This is a genomic window from Orrella marina (assembly GCF_003058465.1).
In the GTDB taxonomy this organism is placed as follows: domain Bacteria; phylum Pseudomonadota; class Gammaproteobacteria; order Burkholderiales; family Burkholderiaceae_B; genus Algicoccus; species Algicoccus marinus.
Map to the genome: position 1 here is coordinate 2,187,785 of NZ_CP028901.1, position 21,129 is coordinate 2,208,913.

15 protein-coding genes and 1 pseudogene are annotated in these 21,129 nt (G+C 53.2%); 11 read left to right on the plus strand and 5 right to left on the minus strand.

Translation table 11 applies throughout. From position 1 onward, the window contains the following. Nucleotides 1-63: 63 nt before the first annotated feature. Nucleotides 64-516 carry a metallophosphoesterase gene (locus DBV39_RS20630; protein ID WP_108621389.1) on the plus strand — a complete coding sequence of 151 codons (453 nt, stop codon included), beginning with the start codon at nucleotides 64-66 and terminating at the stop codon, nucleotides 514-516. A gap of 966 nt (nucleotides 517-1,482) precedes the next feature. Here DBV39_RS20630 and DBV39_RS09880 read toward each other — a convergent pair. Next, nucleotides 1,483-1,809, minus strand: coding sequence for a hypothetical protein (locus DBV39_RS09880; protein ID WP_227870579.1), 327 nt, complete (start codon nucleotides 1,807-1,809; stop codon nucleotides 1,483-1,485). A gap of 244 nt (nucleotides 1,810-2,053) precedes the next feature. Next, nucleotides 2,054-3,406, minus strand: coding sequence for a GmrSD restriction endonuclease domain-containing protein (locus tag DBV39_RS09885; RefSeq protein WP_108621394.1), 1,353 nt, complete (start codon nucleotides 3,404-3,406; stop codon nucleotides 2,054-2,056). A 298-nt stretch (nucleotides 3,407-3,704) separates the two neighbouring features. On the opposite strand from DBV39_RS09885, the gene DBV39_RS09890 reads away from it, so the two are divergent. From DBV39_RS09890 to DBV39_RS09900, 3 genes are all read left to right on the plus strand, one after another. Further along, nucleotides 3,705-5,120, plus strand: a complete 1,416-nt coding sequence (locus DBV39_RS09890; protein ID WP_108623210.1) for an IS1182 family transposase — start codon at nucleotides 3,705-3,707, stop codon at nucleotides 5,118-5,120. 615 nt (nucleotides 5,121-5,735) lie between these two features. Next, the gene (locus tag DBV39_RS09895; RefSeq protein WP_108621395.1) at nucleotides 5,736-6,131 is read left to right on the plus strand and encodes a hypothetical protein; all 396 of its coding nucleotides are present in this window, start codon (nucleotides 5,736-5,738) and stop codon (nucleotides 6,129-6,131) included. A gap of 197 nt (nucleotides 6,132-6,328) precedes the next feature. Continuing rightward, nucleotides 6,329-8,185, plus strand: coding sequence for an AAA family ATPase (locus tag DBV39_RS09900; RefSeq protein ID WP_159078894.1), 1,857 nt, complete (start codon nucleotides 6,329-6,331; stop codon nucleotides 8,183-8,185). A 202-nt stretch (nucleotides 8,186-8,387) separates the two neighbouring features. Here the strand turns inward: DBV39_RS09900 and DBV39_RS09905 are convergent, their stop codons facing one another. The 3 genes from DBV39_RS09905 to DBV39_RS09920 all read right to left on the minus strand — a co-directional run bounded on the left by DBV39_RS09905 (nucleotide 8,388) and on the right by DBV39_RS09920 (nucleotide 10,859). After that, nucleotides 8,388-8,690 carry a hypothetical protein gene (locus DBV39_RS09905; protein WP_108621397.1) on the minus strand — a complete coding sequence of 101 codons (303 nt, stop codon included), beginning with the start codon at nucleotides 8,688-8,690 and terminating at the stop codon, nucleotides 8,388-8,390. Nucleotides 8,691-9,241: 551 nt separating this feature from the next. After that, nucleotides 9,242-10,480 (minus strand): hypothetical protein, encoded by a 1,239-nt coding sequence (locus tag DBV39_RS19500; protein WP_159078895.1) that lies wholly within the window; start codon nucleotides 10,478-10,480, stop codon nucleotides 9,242-9,244. 31 nt (nucleotides 10,481-10,511) lie between these two features. Further along, nucleotides 10,512-10,859, minus strand: coding sequence for a hypothetical protein (locus DBV39_RS09920; protein ID WP_108621400.1), 348 nt, complete (start codon nucleotides 10,857-10,859; stop codon nucleotides 10,512-10,514). A gap of 580 nt (nucleotides 10,860-11,439) precedes the next feature. Here DBV39_RS09920 and DBV39_RS19950 point away from each other — a divergent pair. From DBV39_RS19950 to DBV39_RS09950, 7 genes and pseudogenes are all read left to right on the plus strand, one after another. Then, nucleotides 11,440-11,719, plus strand: a pseudogene (locus DBV39_RS19950) (IS5/IS1182 family transposase); the annotation flags it as partial. A gap of 218 nt (nucleotides 11,720-11,937) precedes the next feature. Next, a complete protein-coding gene (locus DBV39_RS20295) occupies nucleotides 11,938-12,114 on the plus strand; it encodes a reverse transcriptase N-terminal domain-containing protein (RefSeq protein ID WP_265416058.1) in 177 nt (58 codons plus the stop codon). A gap of 150 nt (nucleotides 12,115-12,264) precedes the next feature. Continuing rightward, nucleotides 12,265-13,623: an IS1182 family transposase gene (locus DBV39_RS09930; RefSeq protein ID WP_108621401.1), complete on the plus strand. Its 1,359-nt coding sequence runs from the start codon at nucleotides 12,265-12,267 to the stop codon at nucleotides 13,621-13,623. 235 nt (nucleotides 13,624-13,858) lie between these two features. Next, nucleotides 13,859-15,253: an IS1380 family transposase gene (locus tag DBV39_RS09935; RefSeq protein WP_108621402.1), complete on the plus strand. Its 1,395-nt coding sequence runs from the start codon at nucleotides 13,859-13,861 to the stop codon at nucleotides 15,251-15,253. A gap of 543 nt (nucleotides 15,254-15,796) precedes the next feature. Then, nucleotides 15,797-18,142: a heavy metal translocating P-type ATPase gene (locus DBV39_RS09940; protein ID WP_108621403.1), complete on the plus strand. Its 2,346-nt coding sequence runs from the start codon at nucleotides 15,797-15,799 to the stop codon at nucleotides 18,140-18,142. A gap of 154 nt (nucleotides 18,143-18,296) precedes the next feature. Further along, on the plus strand, nucleotides 18,297-18,782 hold the full coding sequence (locus DBV39_RS09945) for a hypothetical protein (RefSeq protein WP_108621404.1): 486 nt from the start codon (nucleotides 18,297-18,299) through the stop codon (nucleotides 18,780-18,782). 49 nt (nucleotides 18,783-18,831) lie between these two features. After that, complete coding sequence (locus DBV39_RS09950; RefSeq protein ID WP_108621405.1) at nucleotides 18,832-21,057, plus strand: DUF3141 domain-containing protein; 2,226 nt, start codon at nucleotides 18,832-18,834, stop codon at nucleotides 21,055-21,057. Nucleotides 21,058-21,129: the final 72 nt, after the last annotated feature.

Sequence of the window (21,129 nt, forward strand, 5' to 3'; positions counted from 1 at the left end):
TGATCATAAGAAACTTGTTCCCCGTCAGCACATCTGCCGGTCAAACACACACCTGGGTCAACAATGCAGCCACTTCACAAGCGCTTGCCCTTCAATACGAACGGACGCGATTTCATCTTGGGGGACATGCATGGATGCTACGACCTGCTTGAAGCAGAGCTGGAGAAGGTCAGTTTCGATCCTGCTTGTGATCGCGTCATCAGTGTGGGTGACCTGATTGACCGGGGAGCGAACTCCTTGGCATGCCTGCGTTTGCTAAAAGAACCCTGGTTTCACGCTGTTCGCGGTAACCACGAAATTATGCTGCTTGACTATTCTTACCCCGGCATGAAATCTAGCCCACTCTTGCAGAACGATGACCTGTTTATCAAGAACGGCGGCAGTTGGGTTCAAAAACTCGATGAAACCGAACAGACAGAACTGCAATACGAATTGTTACTAGAGTCGCTGCCCTGCCCTTCGTCGTCAGCGTGGGAGAGGGTTCAGGCAGGTTCCACGTCGTGCACTCGCAGCTGATGACGGGCGACCCGGAGTTGAGCCCACGCTTCTTTGAGCAACAAAATATCCACAAGAAACCCGTACCCGACAGGATTCTGACAGATGCTGAGCTGGATTCGAGTCCGGAGGATGTTCTGAGTTCCATGCGCGACGCCATGGTTTGGGGAAGACGGGTATTCAAGGCAGCTAAGCCGGGTCAGGCCCAAGCGGTTGATTCTCCGGTCGGTCGGCTTCTGGTGAGCAGAAAGCCATGGCACCCTGGACTGTCGCTCGTCTATGCAGGGCATACACCCGCATATCAATTGCGACTTCATGCATCGCATTTTTATTTGGACCGGGGCGCCTTTAAACGGGAGCCACACAGCTGTCTTCAACTGGTGTGTCATCAACAGATTCACCCGTGGCTGACCGGACTTTGATCGCCAAAACCTGAGAACAGCCCGCAATCAACCTGTAAACAATCCTCAGGCCTTCAGCAGAGTCCAGTCAATCACATCAGCCGAAACCCCTTTACTGTGAGCGAACGGGGAACACATAGACAACTGCCCGCAAAAATCCATTTCCAGAATTGACAAAACCGCCCGGAGGCGGCCTGTCGCCCTTGGAGCATCTGACCAATCGAGAGTCAGGCTATGGGCTCCCTCTTGAACCACGTATGGGCCAGATTTTTTGCCCTTGGTTTTGTATCCCATAAAAGGGCAGATCATCACTTTTGCTCCACATCAGGGTTGTGGTAGCACAGCCTTCTTGTACAAATCGTCATCTTCCCTCTCAGCAAGCCTGTGCACCATGTACAGGCGCCCCGAGTACCAATCGAATTTCTTACGGAGATTTTGGTGATTTTCGAGTCGCTGTTTCACATTGACTAGCGGCGCCGGCAACTCCCCCGATCCAACAATACTCCAGATGTGTTGACGGTCAGGAATCGTGCTGACGCGGTCGGTTTGGCGAAAATCGACTGTTAATCGAGGTGCCCTAAGCAAGTCAACAATCTCGCGGGCGGGTGCCGGTTAGCATTTCCTCGATGTCGCGAAGGTCAAACTCATCCCACTGGGCGTGTAGTGCCTTGTTGCGTACTGCTGTATAGCCCTTCCATCGCCTTGACTTGACCGGAGTTGTCGCTCCCTGCTCTGCGAGATCATCGAGTACAGAACCGAGCGATTTGCCAGCTTGCGGCACGCTTACTTTTTCGGCTAACTTGCGAACTGCATCCTCGAATACCGCGCTGCACAAAACGGATGACTCCGTCTTCTTGCCGACTCGATGAAAATCGTTCGCGTGAATAAGGAAGTCGTCAAAAGTTGAAGCCACTAAAATGTACTCTCCTTTACGCAACAGTCCATTCTGCATCTCATCTGCAATCGATACCAAAAAGCCCAACCAGCTTTTGTACCGCATGTAAAGGTATACCGCCTTTTAATTCCTTTTGCGCAACGATCCTGTGCACCTCTTCAAAGAAACAGCTTCCCGGGACAGCGGTCAGCGCAAAGAAATTGGCTACTGAAGATATCCATGCTTGGCCTTCCGGGACATCGCTCGGCCAGCTAGAGAGCTCCTAGACATCAGCCGTATCACTTCTTGGCCGAGCCCAATTGCAGTAACGATGCGTCAGTCTAGCGTTTGCTGGCACGGTTCTACCACCAACCCAATACTGCTTAATGTGATCAAGCGCGGCGTCGTCTGTAGATTGAATGTGCTGCTTACAAATTGCGCAAGTTGGATCGACAGCCATCATTTCTTCCTTCAATTTGAAGGTGAAACAGCGCGGTTCCTTCTGACTAATGCCAAGAATGGACTGTAACGATGCCCTCCATTTGTCAAAGCGCAAAGTTACCGCTTGCACAGAGCTGGTGGACAGCTCTATGGAGTCTATGAATTCTTGATCTTCCGTCATCAGAAAAACTAAGGCTTCTTTCACAGAGTCCAAGTTCTGATACACCTTGTTTTTATCCTCTCTTGCGAATGAGTACATCAGGATGTCGTACAAGGAAGTATTGAATTTCTTTGGCTCCCAATATCCGTTTGGCTGCCCGTCCGTACCCTTATAGAATCGTTTAAATGAATTTTTGCCAAATGCAGATCGTATTATTTGACATGCATTTTTAAATGCCGACTTTAGCTCCACGATCTCCTTGTCTGAAATGTCCCTTTTTTCTCTAGCCTCGGAGTTTAGGAAGTTGCGCATAGGCGCTTTATAGTTGAGATAGGTCTTATGATAGAAAGCACTGAATCGCAGAACCAGCTCTATATCTTTCATGCGTTTGTCGGGTGCCTTAATCCCGCAGATGAACATAAAATCCGGATCTTCTGCCATTTCTTTGAATGCGATATTGAATTTGCCCCGATACAGGCAGTTTCTCAACTCTTGATCATTCAACTGAACCGAACCTGTATTCAGTCGCTCGAATATTTCGAATTTAAGATTCTCGCTTGACTCTTTCTGAAACGTGATAGCGCGAATCTTGTAATAGCGAACCCTGTCTTGCAACTCATCAGACAAGTCGCTGAATTTCTTGCCATTCAGATCTGAGCATACATTCAAGCTGCTCAACTTAAATATCTTTCCATCTGGAAAATGCCCGTCAATGAAACTGAAAAATGACGTTAATCTCTGCTGTCCGTCAATGACGTACTCTTTTCCGTCTTTTTCTTCTGACAGGTATATAATTGGTAGCGGAATATGAAGAATTGCAGACTCAATTAGCTTGCTTGCTTTTGCAGCATCCCATACGTACTGTCGTTGAAAATCCGGCTGTAAGATCAACTTTCCACGCTTCTTCTTATTAAGAAGAGATTCAATTTCTAGATCTCCGCTGGAGGTGTGAATTCGATTATCTTCTGGCGCAATTTGTACCTCCTCATCACCACCTTCATCAAAGCTAAGATCGTTCTCTTCTTTAGGCAGCACATTGCCTCCTTGTTTGTAATTTGGTGAACCTGCGGGACGAAGCGCAACTTGCGAGGTATTCCAACCTCGGATTTCTCCCAGCGCTGGCTTGCATTCTTATTTAGCAAGTATTCAGCAGCCCGAGACCAACTTATACTCCATTGTAATGGCGTATTGCATGCGATCGACCGTTTCCCGAACACCTACTTTCAAAGGGCTCGCCCAAAGCCCGCTCTTGGCATATTGTGTTGAAAAACTCCCCGAAATGCACGCGTTTTGGATATCCTAACGTTTAGTCGATAAACGGGTGGGTGCCGTGATGATGGGTCAACAAACGGGCGTGCAGGATAAGCTGTTTTATTCCTTCAACCTTGATGATCACGTACCTCGGTCTCACTTGTTGCGTAGTGTTGATCGCTTTTTTGATCTGGGTGATTTGCGCAAGCATCTCGCTCCTTTCTGTAGCCACACTGGCCGGCCCTCAATTGATCCGGAATTGATGGTGCGTATGCTGATCGTTGGTTACTGCTTTGGCATTCGCTCTAAGCGCCGGCTGTGCGAAGAAGTCCATCTAAACTTGGCATATCGTTGGTTCTGTCGCCTGGGGCTGGACGATGCAGTGCCTGACCATTCAACCTTTTCCAAGAATCGACACGGCCGCTTTAGCGATAGTGAGGCCTTACGCCATGTGTTCGAATCAGTCTTGCGCCGGTGCATGATCGAAGGCCTTGTGGCAGGCGAAGGGTTCGCTATTGATGCCAGTGTCATCAAAGCTGATGCCAGCCGGGCACGTGGCGTTTCCGGAGTTGAAACCATCGACTGGAGTCAAGGCGAGTGGCAAAGCCGTGCGGTGCGCGAGTACATCGAAGCGTTGGAGGAGAATAATCCCACCGACGACGACATCCCCGCATCGACAGAGTCGACAACACCACCCAAGAATATTTCGTTGACCGATCCGGCAGCACGCTGGACGGCAGCGCCAGGCGGTCCGGCTTTCTACGCCTATTCGACCAACTACCTGATCGATCTACAGGCGGGCATTATCGTGGATGTGCAAGCCACGCCGGCCTATCGATCCCAAGAAGTAGAGTCGACCAAGATTATGGTTGACCGGGTCGCACAACGCTTCAATCTGAGACCTCGCCGGTTGGTAGGCGATACGGCCTATGGAACGGGCCCCATGCTCGGATGGATGGTCCAGGAAAAAGGTATTGAGCCGCACGTTCCCGTTTGGGATAAAACCGAGCGCAAGGATGGCGCTTTCTCAACCATTGACTTCGCTTGGGATGAGCAGGCAAACGAGCACCGTTGCCCACAAGGACATGCGTTACGCAGAGACAGGCGTGTGTTCAAGAGTCCGCGCGCACGCATCACCAAAGCAGACACGGTTATCTACCGACCTAGCCAATCTGACTGCACTAGCTGCTCGCAGAAAGACCAATGCTGCCCTAACACGCCAACGCGCAAAATCGCTCGCAGCATCCATGAAGCCGAGCGCAATGTGGCCCGGGCCATCGCCGCAACGCCAGAGTATCAACAATCACGCTGCGAGCGAAAGAAGGTTGAGATGCTGTTTGCTCATCTAAAACGCATCTTGAAACTGGATCGCTTGCGACTACGGGGACTCTCCGGGGCACAAGATGAGTTCTTGCTGGCGGCGACTACGCAAAATTTACGACGAATGGCCAAGTGGCTCATGCCAAGCTTTCAAAAGGCACAAGAAATGCCCGCTTGACGGCATGCCGGCAGCCGAGTTCTTGCTGTAATCGGGTAGCGTCAAAGAACAGATCAGCTAACGATCCTGCCGCACGACTGATTCGAGACAAAGCCATTGCCGCATGCGGTGCTGCTGACAGCGTACAGGCATCAACTTAAGTATCCGCCATAGATACCCGCCACGCACAACCTTGACAGTTCAATTCCGCAAAATGAGAACCACCACTTTCAAAACCCTCTTGAAATGAAACCTTGGGTTTGATAGCCTTGTTAAAAGTCGAGCTAAATGCCTGACGCCACCAATCCTTTCATGGATTACGAGATGAACCAGTCGCACCGCACAAGAAAGCCTGCCACCAAGTTAACGATATCGTTAGCGGTGAATGCACGCGTTCGCGGAGGGGCGATTGACTGATTTTTTCGTTTTGACCAGTCCATAGACCCCGCCATCGCCGCGGGGTTTTTGTTTTTCGGCTCCGCAACTTTTGAACCAACCACCGGAGTTCACCATGCACAACACCGTGCTTCTTCTATTACGAATATCAGGCTGATTTAGACACCTCAAGGCATCATTCTCGCAGCACCGCCGCTGCTGACAATCCGTTCACTACCCCTCATATTATCGGAGACGATCATGACGTCCGAGGATAAGTCACGTCTGTTGAATTTGCCCCAACAGTTCCCTCGTGTCTTTGGAACTGAACCCGTTGCTTTTGAACATGCCGCCGGATGGGCACAGTTGCTCTCGCTACTTGCCGCACGTATCAATACCATCCTGGAATCGGATCCTGACGCAACGATGCGCATCAGCCAGATCAAGGAAAAATTTGGCGAGTTACGCTTTTATTACCAACTCTCAAACGCCAGTGAAACCACCCATGAGGCGGTGCGCGAGGCTGTAGATGCAGCCTGTGACGCCAGCACATCAGTCTGCGAAATCTGCGGTCGACCCGGCACATCCGGAAACCGATCAGGTTGGTGGAGAGTCCGGTGTCCGCCCTGCACCGCAGCTGAACAAAGGCGGCGATGACTTGTATGGCAACAGGTGCCGGTCACGCGTGTAGAGCATCACGGATGGCCCTTGACCAATGCAACAGCCTCCTCACCCTATCACTTTGTCAATGCCGACTCAATCGTCAAAGCCGCTTCATGTTTATCACCGGAATCGGATGAAGCGGCTTCGACATCAGAACTAATGGAAATGAACAGCAAAGGATGAATCTCATCATGGATGAAAACGATTTTCTCAACGCGCTCACCCAAGTCACCAACAAACGTAAGCCAGCCCTTGCCACAGAAGAAGCACCGTCACGTCCGCCCATGCCAAAGCTGCCATTCAATAACTTCTGGGGCAACCGGATGCTGGCGCTGATCTACCTGAGTCCTCACCGACTACCCGCGGAAATCGAATCGATTCGGCACGCTTTGAACATCGCAATCGACGAAGCACAAGCTCCGTCGGATCGCGCTCAGGCTGCGCTGACCATCGGCAACTTCGTCAACAGCCACGAAGTGGCTATCCCTCTGGATGAGGAGGGCCATACCACCTTTACCCTTGCCATTGATGGTGAAAACGAATGGTTCAGACTGTCAGGGGATCTGGGCAATCCTGTTGGTTCACTTCTTCATGCCAACAGTCTGCTCCAGGAACGCAACCTGAAAGTCGAGTGCAACGTGGAGAGTGACCCAATGCCAAGGCTGGTGTCAACCGATGGGAAAGAGCCACGATACCTGCACGGACCGGTTGTGGAAGAGTGGCTCAATGCCATTCGGATGATTGCAGCAGCAGCCCAAGAACAGTTTGCCTCCTGGAGCCCCCTTGAGTTCCGCAGTTGCCTCGCCGCCATTGCAAACTACCTTTCCATCGTTCCGGAGTTCCGGCAACTGGGTCGGTCCAAGATCGGATCTCAAAAGACGACCGGCGAGTGGGAAAAGCGATTTGATGACCTGAACTGGATCAAACCACTCTGGGATGGTTTGCTTGATGCCATGCCATCGAAACTGACCCAACATCGCTGCGCCGGCGTTGATAAAGAACTACGGGCATTGCGCACACAGCAATACGTTGTCATCTCGAGACTGCAACGCGAAGCGGGTTGCAACTCTGCGTCAACATCTGAGACGCAGTTCAAGCAAGGATCGGTGAGCGAATCAGCAAGGAGACAGGAGCAGGATCGACTCGAGGCAAGTTGGTCCAGCGTCGTTGATCAACTGGTTGTGGTGACCAGTCCGATCGCTGTTTCCAATGATAGGGAAGACCGCGTGATCCTGGAACAATATGAGAAGCTGCGACGACCTCTGCCATTCGCCGAGCTGCCCTCGCTGGACCAGATTCAGTCGATCTGGCAACAATTGTTGACCGAATTCCCTTGGGCAACCGAGGCGGTCACGACCATCATGAGTGACTTGATGGCCCGAAAGTTGCATGGTGCGCGGCGTCTGGGCATGATGCCCATTCTACTGGTCGGAGTGCCTGGATGCGGCAAGACCCGGTTCGCCCAACGAATGGGCGACCTTCTGCAAAGTCCTAGCCTGGTGCTCAATCTCGCCGGCATGTCGGATGTCAAAACCTTGAAGGGTGTCACCCGGGGATGGGCGAGCGCCCGACCCTCGCGGATTGTGGAGTTCATCCTGCAGACAAGCGTACCCAATCCAATCGTGCTCCTCGATGAGGTCGACAAAACCGGACGACTCGGTACTGGTGGCGATCCGCAAGAAGCGCTTCTCGATTTGCTGGAACCCGGCAATGCCGCACGGTATCAGGACATTTATCTGATGGCATCTTGTGACCTGTCGCACTGCCTGTACATCCTGACAAGCAACTCTCTAGCTCGACTGTCTGCACCACTCAAGAGTCGGCTGCGCCCTGTGTATTTTCCAAAACCGGGCCCCGAGCATGCCCCAATTCTGATCCAGGGCGTAACCCGTGATCTGGAGAAGGCGTGGAATCTGCCCAAAGGAACCATCACGCTCACACCTGCAGAGCGTGAGATACTGGAAGGGCTGTCGCCCAGGGAAATGCGCTTTGCTGTAACCGACCTATTGGGTAACCCCGCGATTAAGTCTGGTGAGAAACTGCATTGAGGAGAAGCTTCTGCCTTAGTCAGTGATTAAAAGCCACACCCGCCCAAGAAGTGATGGGTGTGGCGTGCTACCGTCATTATTGGGAAAAATCAGGAAACGCCTATTTCTTGCTGACCTACTGGAGATATCGAGCGAGGATCAGGCATCACAAAAGAGACACTGCAACGGTATTGCTCGCCCTCGCCCAACATCGCTCATACGTCTATTGGAGTGTAGATTTGGTAGTCTGCATTGCAGCAAGGTCTGCAATTTCCTTCAGCAAAGGATAAGCAGCTTTCTTCTCATTCGGCATTAAATCAAGTTGAGCGGCGAACTTTAATACTGTGTCAGCATTGTCTGCACTACTAATGGCAAACCGTGCTAACGCGGCGCCCATGGCAGCCTGTCCTTTCAGGTGATTTTTTTCTCTCAAGAGTGCTGCGTTCATTAGTCTTTCCGCCTGTTCGCGCTGTTCAATCGCCGAAATAAAACCGTACACAACATGTTGTTGGTTTGAATCAGACATGATGCAATCCTTTTAGATGTAAAAGAGATTCAATGTTAATTTGCCATCGATAAATAATCTCGGATCGTTAAAAAATATGTCAACCACTAGAGAATCAATGTTAGGAAATTCTCGATACACTAAGTCAGCGATTTCCGAGAGCACAGATAGGAGAGTTTCGAATGCCAGGCAAGTACGAAAACGCTATTTCTATCAGCAAGACGATCCAAAATACTGTCTCGCGCCGGAATCTTTTTCCTGCGATACAGCGTTCTAGTTGACGTATGGTCCCGCAACCAGTGAAATGCCAAGTCCAGGCCCGAATCAACTGAAACACGAAAAACGGTGTTCTGACACTAACCCCTAGATTTGGGCGAAAACCAAGGGCAAGGCAGCACCCGGTCACATGCGCGGCCTCTCTGAGATTGCAGGAACTGCAGCCTGCCTTTGAGGACGGGATACCTGACCACTTTTCAGACAACCATCATCGGTTTGATCCAGGTCTAATATGTCAGAATGAGACGGTCTGAACTTTTCGAGCATCACTTTTCTGTTCTCGATTGCTTGAGCAATTAATCTACGCGCCCACCGATCAACATACTGTACAGATTCCAGAAACAAGTCTTTACACTTGATACCGGCCTTCCTAACCTTTTTAATGTACGCTGGATCAGGCTCAGTCTCCGGAGTGATTTGACTTGAGCCGCTTGGAATGGATGTCCATTGAAAGCGTTTTTTAGTGTGCCAAGAGGAACTCCGAGTTCACTTCCGGAAAAACTCGGGCCATGTAAAAAGCCAAACGTAACCCCTTTTGCTCGCTGATTTTCTGAGGTGACAAAATCCATCTCGACGCCATGTGAGTACATTAGATGGCGCAACCAATTGGGTCGATCAATCTTGTATTGCTCGGCGATGCCCAAAACCTGATTCACTGCGACCTCCGTACAAAGCCTAAAGTCCAGACTGTCCATGACTGCTTCTTTACTGACCACAGATTCCCCCTGCGACAGATACTTTCGCGCTGGACCATTTTTTCGGGTGGGGGCTCGGGTGGCGTTTTCACAAACAAACAGAACATCCCCACGTTTCGCTGCATGCTGGACTTGCTGCGCAAGTGTGCAATATCCCTGACGCCAGCGCTCGCTAACATGAAGCGCATCAAAATCAAGATAATGATTGAATCTGAGTTGATGGGAAACAACAGCATTCCCTATGAGATTGGCAACATCCTTTCTGAAAGCAATCAATTCAGATCGCTTGTCCTTTTTTAAACCGAGAGCCTGTCTCTGCGCTGGACGCAAAGCGTGCGATATCCTATCACCCAGTATGTAATCGCCCCCACGTGGAACCACCTCGTACAGCGGGATCGACGAATGAAGATGTGGGTTGCCATCATCGACATGAAGGGCACCAAAAGCTGGCGCACCAAAGTGCTCAGAAAACGTTTTTTGAATGATTTCACCAAGAGGGATGAGATCATCAGCTTCAAGAAAATCAGGAAGAGCGACCTCCAGATGCAACATTTGCCCAGTTCTGCCATTGGCCTTTTTATTCATTGTCGACCTAAACTCACACTGTTGCGCCAGTTTCAGAGGGTTAATCGATGGCAAAGAAATGTTTTCGGGAACATGGAAATAGACAACAGCTACTCTGGCCCCCTTCTTTGTATCAACTGAGTCTAAGCCAAGGTCGTACACCACTTTCCTCAGTGCGCTAGCGGGCGCTTTATTGACACCAGAAGCTGACGATGCTTTTAAAGTCAAGTGGAAGTTTGAGGCACTGGCCGGAGTATTTCGCTTGCGAGCGGTCATTGCATTGCCCTCTGAATAATCAACGATGATGCTAAGTGCGCGCCGGGTTGGTAATCAACTCAGGGTCAAGAAGCGATTCAAGCTCGCGCGTAATAGCCGTATGAGCGTACTGGTCCTTCCTGGGCACCGAGGTGAGTTTGCCGATGCGAGCGAGTAGTGCTTGTGCAATTCGTGCATCCTCTCTCGCCCATGCCATCAAAATCACGCCCAACGCCGCGTGCATCATCTTGTCATGGTCAACCTTCCGAGCTCGAGCGCGCCTCAGACTGAGTTGCGCGACGGCAAGCTGATTATTCAATCGCTCCTGGCCCTTCTGGACCGCCTTTCTCAAGGATTCGTCATGCATGTCGAACACCTCGGAGTCATCTTTCGCATTCATATCGTCACCTGCAGGATAGGTAGTTTCATCAGAGAATAGATGGGAGACCCAGGTGACCGTGCATGCCACAGGCAACAGCGCCCAACAATTAACCGGGGAGGTACGCAGGACGTACTTGTTTTTCCGTTCTTGCTCTTGCTGGCCAGGTTGTACAGGGTGTTTTTACTTATGCCTGGCGACGCCGCTAGCTCTTGAGAAGTCATCACCTCACGATTCATTTTCAGATCCTCATTGAAGAAAGCCTGAATAAATGCTATCGGGGTGAAAAGTAAATTTCAAATGAAAACAAGCAAAAAAGGATAATTTTTTTTGCCACCCACTTCATTGGTCTGATCCCGACCGTCTGATACCAACGCCTGATTAACCGATACTGACTATCAGTGCCGGAAATGCAATAAAGATCAATTTAAATCAACATCACGCCAAGCATTGATATTGACGAAAATTGCTTTTTAAGCAATAAAAATCAATTCCTGATGACCCGCTCTGGAGAGCCAAGAGCACGACTGATAGCAATAAAGTCACTTATATTGATTTTTATTGAAAAATATTGACTGACATTGATTATCGAACGTAACCGATCGAGGCAGCTCGCAAGATCGGCATGATGAGAATCTCCCGTGTCGATCGTGTGATTGTGGATACCACGGTGATGCCCAAGGCGATTGCGCATCTTACGGACAGTCGCTTGCTGGAGAAGAGCCGCCAGCACCTAGTGAAGCTGGCTGAGGATCACGGCATGGCCTTGCGCCAGAACTACAACCGCGAAGCCGTACCGCAAGATGAAGAAGACGCTTCGCGCTCTCAGAACCCGTGTAGGGCGAGTGCACCGCGAGATCGGGCGCAAGATGGATCAGATACGGGTTGCAACATGACCCGGCGCGAAAGCGAGCCCACTTCCTCGAGGTCTTTCATGGCGAGAGAGTTTGAGAAACTGCAATCAGGAGGAAGACAGATGACAGAGCTATCAGGCAAGGCGAATGCTGCGCATGATGACACTGGTGCGCCTCCAGCCTCGGGTGTTGCCTGGGATCAGATCAACTGGTCTCAGTTCACCAATGAGGTCACGCGTCTGCAGATGCGTATCGCCAAGGCAGTCAAGGTTGGCAGATGGAGCAAGGTTCAGGCCTTGCAACGCCTACTGACCCGCTCGGCCAGAGGCAAGTTACTTGCCGTCAAACGAGTGACTGAGAATCAGGGCAAAAGAACCTCAGGCGTGGATGGCAAGATCTGGATCATGTTACGGCGAAGATGAAGGCAACGCTGGCATTGACAAACCGGGGGTATCGACCACGACCGCTGCACCGCATCTACATCCCGAAAAGCAATGGAAAGAAGCGCCCACTAGGAGCCTGACGGACTTTGCCGCTCGGTAAAATGGCGTAACGCTTTTGGAACCGAGTTTATGAGCCGCTTTCGCCCGATTGATCGCCAGACAGACTTCCAGTTGCCCCCATCGGTGCAGGACTGGTTGCCAGAGTCTCATCTGGCCCGTTACGTGGTGGATGTGGTCGAGAGTCTGGACCTGTCAGAACTGGAACGTGCCTACGCGGGTCGGGGCAGCGATGCCTACCATCCGGCCATGCTTTTATCCCTGCTGATCTATGGTTATGCCACGGGCATCCATTCGAGCCGCAAGACCGAACGGGCCACGTATGACTCGCTGGCGTTTCGATTCATTGCCTGTGATCAGCACCCGGACCATGACACGCTTGCCACGTTTCGTCGCCGGTTCGGCGAGCAGTTCTCCAAAGCCTTTGTACAGGTCCTTCAGGTTGCCCGTGAGAACCAGCTCTCGCGCTTTGGCACGGTCAGCCTGGATGGCACCAGGATTCGTGCCAATGCCAGCCGGCACCGGGCGCTGTCCTACGGGCACGCCAGCAAGATCGAGGCACAACTCAAGGCCGAGGTGCAGGAGTTGCTCGATCTGGCGGAGTCGGCTGATCAGGGTGCACTGCCAGACAATCTGGATCTGCCTGGCGAGATCGCACGGCGTGAGGATCGACTGGCGGCGATTGCAGCAGCCAAAGCGAAGATTGAAGCACGTGCCCAGGAGCGGTTTGAGCGTGAGCAAGCCGAGCACGAGCAAAAGCTGGCCGATCGCCAGGCCCGGCATCAGGCCAGCGGCAAGAAGCCTCGTGGCAAAGGACCCAGGCCACCCGAGTCGGGCCCCCGGGACAAGGATCAGGTCAACCTGACGGACGAAGACTCCCGCATCATGAAGGTCGCTGGTGGTGGCTTTGATCAGTGCTACAACGCTCAGGCGCTGGTGGATGCCGAGTCCATGCTGATCATGACGCCGCACGTCACCCAGGCCGTCAATGACAAACAGCAGGTCGAACCGATTCTGGAGCAGGTGGCTGCCTTGCCCGAGGGGTTGAGCCAGCCTGAGCGGTTGCTGGCTGACACGGGATATTTCAGCAAAGGGAATGTGGATCGCTGCCGCCAGTCAGGGATCGAACCCTTGATTGCTGTTGGACGAGATGCCCATCATCCAGGCTGGCGCACACGGGTCGAGGAGCCTGAGCCGATCGCGTTGCCGGCCACACCGCTTGAGCAGATGAAGCACGCGCTCAAGACGCAGGCAGGTCGAGCCATCTACTCATTGCGCAAGCAAACGGTCGAACCGGTGTTTGGCATCATGAAGTCCGTGATGGGAATGCGTCAGTTTCTGATGCGCGGGCTGGACAACGTGCGCAACGAATGGACGCTGGCTTGCCTGGCGTGGAATCTGAAACGCATGGCCCAATTGCGTCTGCGGTGAGGGAAATGGCTGGGAGAAGTCCGTTTTTTAGCTGAAAATGGCGTTCCTGGCCCCAAAAACGCGGTCAATCTCCCGCATTGTGAAATTGGCCGCGTTCAACTTGCAGTTCTGGGCCTCAAGTCCGACAGGCTCCTAGCCCGGATTTTTCACGGAAATGGGCGGTATTTGTTTAACCCATTGATACAATTGGGATTACGCCAATAACGCTTCGTAAGAAGCTTAAACAAAACCGCCCATGAATGATTCTATCCCAACCCAGCTTCGCTTTCCTGCCAGTGCTGGTTTCACCGTGCGTGCACAGTTTGATGGTGGTGCCCTGTCGAGCGATTTCGGCGCCATCCTGCTTCGGGGTACGGATCTGCAAACCGGGCTGATCTCGCGTCTGGCTGGCGCAATCCATGACAAACGCCATCCGTCGTATATCTCGCATTCCATGACCGATCTGCTGCGCCAGCGCGTGTTCCAGAGCGCATGCGGATATGCCGATGGCAATGACGCCAACGCCTTGCGTGCAGACCCGATGTTCAAGCTCGCCGCGGGCCGTGCACCGCTGGACGCAGACACCGACCTCGCCTCAGGCCCGACGCTGTCACGGCTGGAGAACAGTCTGACTCGTCGTGATATCTATCGTCTTGCCAAAAGCTTTGTCCACGCCTTTATCGACAGCTATGCCCAGGCCCCGGCCTTGATCGTGCTCGACATGGATCACTCCGAGGATCCCACTCACGGCCAGCAGGAACTCGCCTTTTACAACCACCATTACCGCCACCACTGCTACATGCCGTTGTTTCTGTTCGAGGGACTCTCGGGCAAGCTGATCACGGCCATCCTGCGCCCGGGCAAGCGCCCCACAGGTCGGGAAAATGCCGCCATCATCGCGCGTGTGGTGCGCGCGCTGCGCCAGGCCTGGCCCGACACCCACATCATCTTGCGCGGTGATGGCCATTTCTCCAACCCGGAACTCATGGCGTTATGTGAGCAGGACCCCGCAATGGACTTCATCTTTGGACTGGCAGGCAACAAGGTGCTGCTACCCCTGGCGCAACCGTTGCTTGAGCGAGCAAAGTCCCATTACCAGTCGCGCTGCGAAAGCGCCCGCCATCTCGGCTTGCCTGCCCCGGGTGCAACCCGCCTGTATGACGACCTGTCCTATCAGGCCGGCACCTGGCCCAAGGCCTATCGGGTCGTGCTCAAGGCTGAGGTGATGGCGCTGGGCGAGAACCCCCGGTTTGTGGTGAGCTCACTGAACGAGCCCACAGCCGAGTTGCTCTATCGCGAGCTGTACTGCGCTCGCGGCCAGGACGAGAACTACATCAAGGCCATCAAGAACGATCTGGCCAGCGATCGCACCTCTGACCACACCTTCCTTGCCAACCACATGCGGATGTTCTATGCCTGTGCAGCGTATGTGCTGATCCACAGCCTGCGTGAGAATACGCTGGCACACACGGAGCTGGCCAGAGCGCAGCCCGGGACCATCATCCTCAAGCTGTTCAAGCTCGCCGTGCGGGTCGTGCAGTACAAAGACCGGATTCGTCTGTCCTTGCCCACAGGGTGTCCGGTGAAAGGGATTCTGGAGCGGGTGACCGAACTGCTCTACCAGACACAGCGGCCACCCGCACCGGCCTGAGCGCAGACACGCGATCAGACAACCCTTTAAAAATTCAAAACCGAGACATCGGAGGTTGATGCACGCTTGTTGCTGACCCGTTCAGGCCGAAATCGGCGAAAGCAGGTAAGAAGTTGGCAAAATCCACTCTCCAATCTGCATGGCACGCGCAACGGAAACGTCAAAGGGTGCAGAAATCAGGAAGAACCAGGGAAGTCGCAGCACTCAGGCCCGGTTTATGAAACGTTCGGGCTAGTATTAGAAACAAAAAATGCTGCCGTGTACCATTAGCACATCCTCTAACAGGAAAAGTCACAGTCGCCCCCTCTCGCATTTATCGGCAAAACCGCTTCCGATATAGATGACGAGTACTACTGATTGATGTGATTTCCTTGCAAATTACCAGAAGATAATTCCTTTACATAAAGATTACACAAATGTAATGGACTAGTAATCAGAATGTCAGGGGAAAGAGACCCGACTATGGCATGATGAAATTGCATAAGCTTGATCCCTGGACGCTGCGTTCCATAATTTCATCTCGCAACAGAAGGCATTGGCATCATGAGCAATAAAAATCTGTCTCCCGAACACGAGCACAACGATGCGCATCCGCCCAGTCACAACGCTGCCCTTACAGATCCCGTGTGTGGTATGCAAGTGTCAAAAGACTCGCCCTATCACGTCGAATACAAGCGAAGGCACTTTCATTTTTGTAGTGCCAAATGCATGGGCACATTCAATAAAGCACCAGAACAGTTTCTGACGCCCGCATCGGGCCGAGACGATAAAGACCTTGAACAGAGCGTTGCACCGGGAACTATATATACATGTCCCATGCATCCTGAAATTCGCCAGAATCGTCCGGGCAGTTGCCCCAAATGCGGCATGGCGCTTGAGCCGTTACTGCCTAGTCTCGATGACGATAACCCGGAGCTCAGGGATTTCTCGCGTAGATTCTGGTGGACGTTGCCCTTCACCATTATCGTTACGGTTCTCGCCATGTTCGGACCACAACTCGGGTGGTTCAGCATGTCGGCACAAACATGGATCGAACTGGTGCTATCGACACCCGTTGTGCTCTGGGCCGGCCAACCTTTCTTCATTCGCGGTTGGCAGTCGGTTATCAACCGCAGCCCCAACATGTGGACGCTCATTGGCCTCGGAACGGCAGCTGCATACGTCTATAGCGTTGTGGCCACGGTGACACCCGACGTCTTCCCAGACACCTTCATGTCCATGGGACGGATTGCCGTCTACTTTGAAGCGGCGGTCGTCATCATCTCGTTGACGCTGTTTGGTCAGATTCTTGAGCTGCGGGCGCGCTCGCAAACGTCGGCGGCCATCAAGTCGCTGCTTGGCCTGGCACCCAAGACGGCACGGCGCATCAACGCCGATGGCTCCGAAGAAGATGTGCCGTTGACCCATGTCCACGAGGGTGATCGCCTTCGCGTGCGGCCCGGCGAGAAAGTACCGGTTGACGGCACTGTCGAAGAGGGCAGCAGCTCGCTGGACGAGTCGATGCTGACGGGTGAACCGCTGCCCGTAAGCAAACGCCCCGGTGACAAGGTGATCGGCGCGACAATGAACACTTCCGGCTCACTCGTGATCCGCGCCGAAAAAGTGGGCTCGGCGACGGTTCTTTCGCAAATCGTTCAACTTGTGGCACAAGCCCAGCGCTCGCGGGCGCCTATGCAACGGATGGCCGACGTCGTTGCCGGCTACTTCGTGGTAGCGGTGGTCATCATCGCAGTCACCACATTGATCACTTGGGGCCTGATCGGGCCGCAACCAAGTTGGGTGTACGGCTTGATCAACGCGGTTGCCGTGCTGATCATCGCTTGCCCATGTGCACTGGGGTTGGCTACACCCATGTCCATCATGGTGGCGACAGGACGCGGTGCTACACAGGGTGTGCTGTTTCGTGATGCGGCAGCCATCGAGAATTTCCGCAAGGTCGATACCCTGATCGTCGACAAAACAGGCACTTTGACCGAAGGCCGCCCGACGTTCGAACAAGCAGTGCCAGCGAATGAAGCAACTGCAGATGAAGTGCTGCACTTGGCGGCCAGCCTGGATCAAGGCAGCGAACATCCGCTTGCTCACGCCATTGTCCAGGCTGCACATGAGCGCGGCTTAACACTCAGTGCAGTTGAAGATTTCGAATCGGGTAGCGGCATTGGCGTTCGCGGCCACGTTGATGGAAAGCGGCTCGTCCTGGGTAACACCGCCTTGATGCAACAAGAAGGTGTTGATGTCTCAGTCATGACGCAAACGGCGGAGCAATTGCGCGCAAAGGGCGCGAGCGTCATGTTCCTGGCCGCAGAGGGAAAATTGACAGGTCTGCTGGCGGTCTCCGACCCAATCAAGCAAAGCACGCCACAGGCAGTACGCGATCTTCAGCACGCCGGCATTCGGGTCATCATGGCAACTGGCGACGGCATCGCTACAGCCCACTCCGTTGCCAAGCAGCTGGGCATTGATGAAGTACACGGAGAAGTAAAGCCGGCCGACAAGCTGGACTTGGTGACCAGGCTTCAGGCCGAAGGACGCGTCGTCGCCATGGCGGGAGACGGCATTAACGATGCACCGGCATTGGCGAAAGCCGATGTGGGCATTGCAATGGGCACCGGCACCGATGTAGCGATGAACAGCGCCCAAGTGACTTTGGTCAAGGGCGACTTGCGCGGCATTTCAATCGCCCGTGATCTGTCCGAGAAAACGATTGCGAACATGAAGCAAAATCTAGGTTTCGCGTTCGTCTACAACGCGCTCGGAGTACCGTTGGCCGCCGGCGTGCTCTATCCCCTCACGGGGCTGCTACTTTCGCCAATGTTTGCGGCACTGGCAATGAGTTTGAGTTCAGCGTCGGTGGTCTTCAACGCACTAAGACTGCGCAAGTCCGTCTGACCACCAGTCGCGACGGTGCCAACACTTGAATAATGCTTGAGCGTCGCAGACATTGCTGTTTTGTAATGTCCGCGACATCGTTTCGACAGTTCCTCCTCAGTATAGTGAATGCAATGACCATGCTCGTGGTCACTTTCACATAAGGAGCGTCATCATGAGAAGGATCCGTTTAGTTGCGTCCACCATTATTCTGAGTTCGGCCAGCGCGCTGTCGTGGGCTCAAACGACGGACGGGCATAACGCACACCACCCAGCGGGAGCAGGCAACAATGAAACTTCGGTTTCTGAAAAATCGATAGTGGCAGATCCGGCGCTTCTGAAGCAGAAAATGGATACCCATATGAAGGCCATGCACGCCTTTCATGAAAATATTCAGAAAGCCACACCTGAAGAACGTAGTGCCCTCATGTCCGAGCACCTCGATTTGATGAAAGAAGGCATGCAGCTAATGGGTATGGCATCGGCTGGCATGCATGGTACGGGAATGATGGGAAACGCTCACTCTCAAGCTGCGAAAAGCCCGTCGGCAGCACCGTCCGGCGCAGATCACGAGATGATGCTGAAGCGGATGGACATGATGCAGGCCATGATGCAAATGATGATGGACAGAATGCCCGCAGCAACCACTACTTCCCCATAATCGCGGCTTTCTGTTAACAAACTGCGCTGGCGCACGGGAGGGAGCCAATATGAACGCGGAAACACGGAACAACTCGCAGGGTAAAGGCCGCGACACGGCCAAGCCAAAAACCGATACTGCCAAACTGCCACACCTTGCTACTCTGGCAGAGTATGCAGTTGACACCTGGCAACGCGGTATCCTTTACGCAGACGTCATACGCCAACGCGGCAACCAGTATCAAGCGCATCTGGCTGAGCGCGTTCCAAATGTTCTGAATTTCCTTTCCGAAGTGGTGATGTCCGGCAAAGACTTGCCTCGCCCAGTGAACTATTGGCTGGTACGGATAGTGCCGCCTCACGACAAGCCGGCAGATCATATGAAACGACCCTTCGTCGTGATTGATCCTCGCGCTGGCCACGGTCCGGGCATCGGAGGCTTCAAAGTCGATAGCGAGATCGGCGTGATAATAGACGCTGGTCACCCTTGCTATTTCATTGGCTTTCTGCCCGACCCCATAGAGGGGCAAACGATCGAAGACGTGATGCAGGCCGAAGCGGCCTTCCTTGAAAGAATAATTGAATTGCACCCGTGCCCAGAAGGCAAGCCAGCCGTCATTGGCAATTGCCAAGCCGGATGGCAAATTCTGATGACCGCGTCCATTCGACCAGAGCTGTTCGGACCGATCATTGTCGCCGGAGCACCGCTTTCCTACTGGGCGGGCTGGCGCGGCCGTGACCCCATGCGCTATACCGCCGGGCTGCTTGGTGGCAGCTGGCTAACTGCAATGTCTAGCGACATGGGCGCCGGCCGCTTCGACGGCGCGTGGTTGGTGCAGAACTTCGAGAATCTCAATCCAGCCAATACGCTCTGGAACAAGCAACACCATCTGTACGCAAACGTCGACACAGAGGCGCCTCGCTACCTGGACTTCGAGAAATACTGGGGTGGATACGTCTACCTCAATGATGTTGAAATGCAGTACATCGTTGACAATCTTTTCATCGGCAACCGTCTCGCCACCGCTGAGCTGCATACCTCGGATGGTGTACGCATCGATCTACGCAACATTCGCTCGCCGATCGTAGTCTTCTGCTCCTATGGTGACAACATCACACCGCCACCACAGGCTTTAGGTTGGATTACTGACTTATACGGTGACGATGAAGACGTATTAACCCACGACCAAACCATTATCTATGCCACGCATGAGAGCGTCGGCCATCTGGGCATATTCGTGTCCGGCGCGGTCAGCCGTAAAGAACATCACAAATTCACTACCAATATTGACTTGATCGACGTGTTACCCGCAGGCATATATCGCGCAACGATCACAGAGCCCGCACAGAGAAATGTTGTGGCACCTATCAATAACTTTGAGCTATCAATTGAGCCAACTAATGTGGCCAGTGTGCGTGAGATTGTTCAGCCGGATCCAGAGAGCGACCGGCGCTTCAACGCTGTGGCGCAACTCTCGAAGATAAATTTAGGGCTGTACCGCCAATTTTTGCAACCATGGGTACGTCACACATTTACGCCGCAGGCGGCGCAGTGGTTACAGGCCATGCATCCGTTGAGGGTCTCTTACGAATGGTGGTCGGACCACAATCCGTTGGCACCACAAATTGCTGAAGCAGCAATCAAAGTTCGCGAGCAGCGCGTAACGATTGATGAGGACAATCCTTTTCTCCAGATGCAGCGGATTGTGTCGAAAGCCATTACCCAGACGCTCGACCAGTGGCGAGATATGCGGGATTCGGGCTATGAGCGGGCTTTTGAATGGATTTACGACTCGCCCTGGATGCGCATTCTCGCTGGACAGACAGGTAGTGATGAGCCAGCCCGCGCGGTGCCTTGCACTTCAGTTGATCACGATACCTTGGTTCAGCAGAAGCTCGCAAAGCTACGTGCCGAGCTCGCCGAAGGCGGCGCGGTCGAGGCAGGCATCCGAGCCCTGATTTATATTCACCGCTTTTGTAGTTCGATCGATGAGCGGCGCGCGAACCTGATGCTCGAACTACATCAGCCAGACTGCCACCGTGGCTTTGACATGGCTTCTTTCCGTCATACGGTGCGCCGCCAAGCCAACATCATGCGGCTTGACGAGGTGGCCGCAATTGTGACCCTTCCCCAGTTGCTGGCCCGTGACAATCCAGCCCGCATCCGAGAGATCGCGTACGCTATCGAGCGTACACGCGACTTTGCGCCGCTGTCCGCAGCAGAAGAGTCAGGTCTGTCGCAGATGTTGAAAGTTTTCGAAGTTGCTGCCGATAGCCCCGCTTTGAGGCTACCTTAGAGCTGGTAAGAACTCACCGCGCCTGCCCGAGAAGCGTGGAATAAAACTCAGTAGTACCCTGTCACTCGGCTA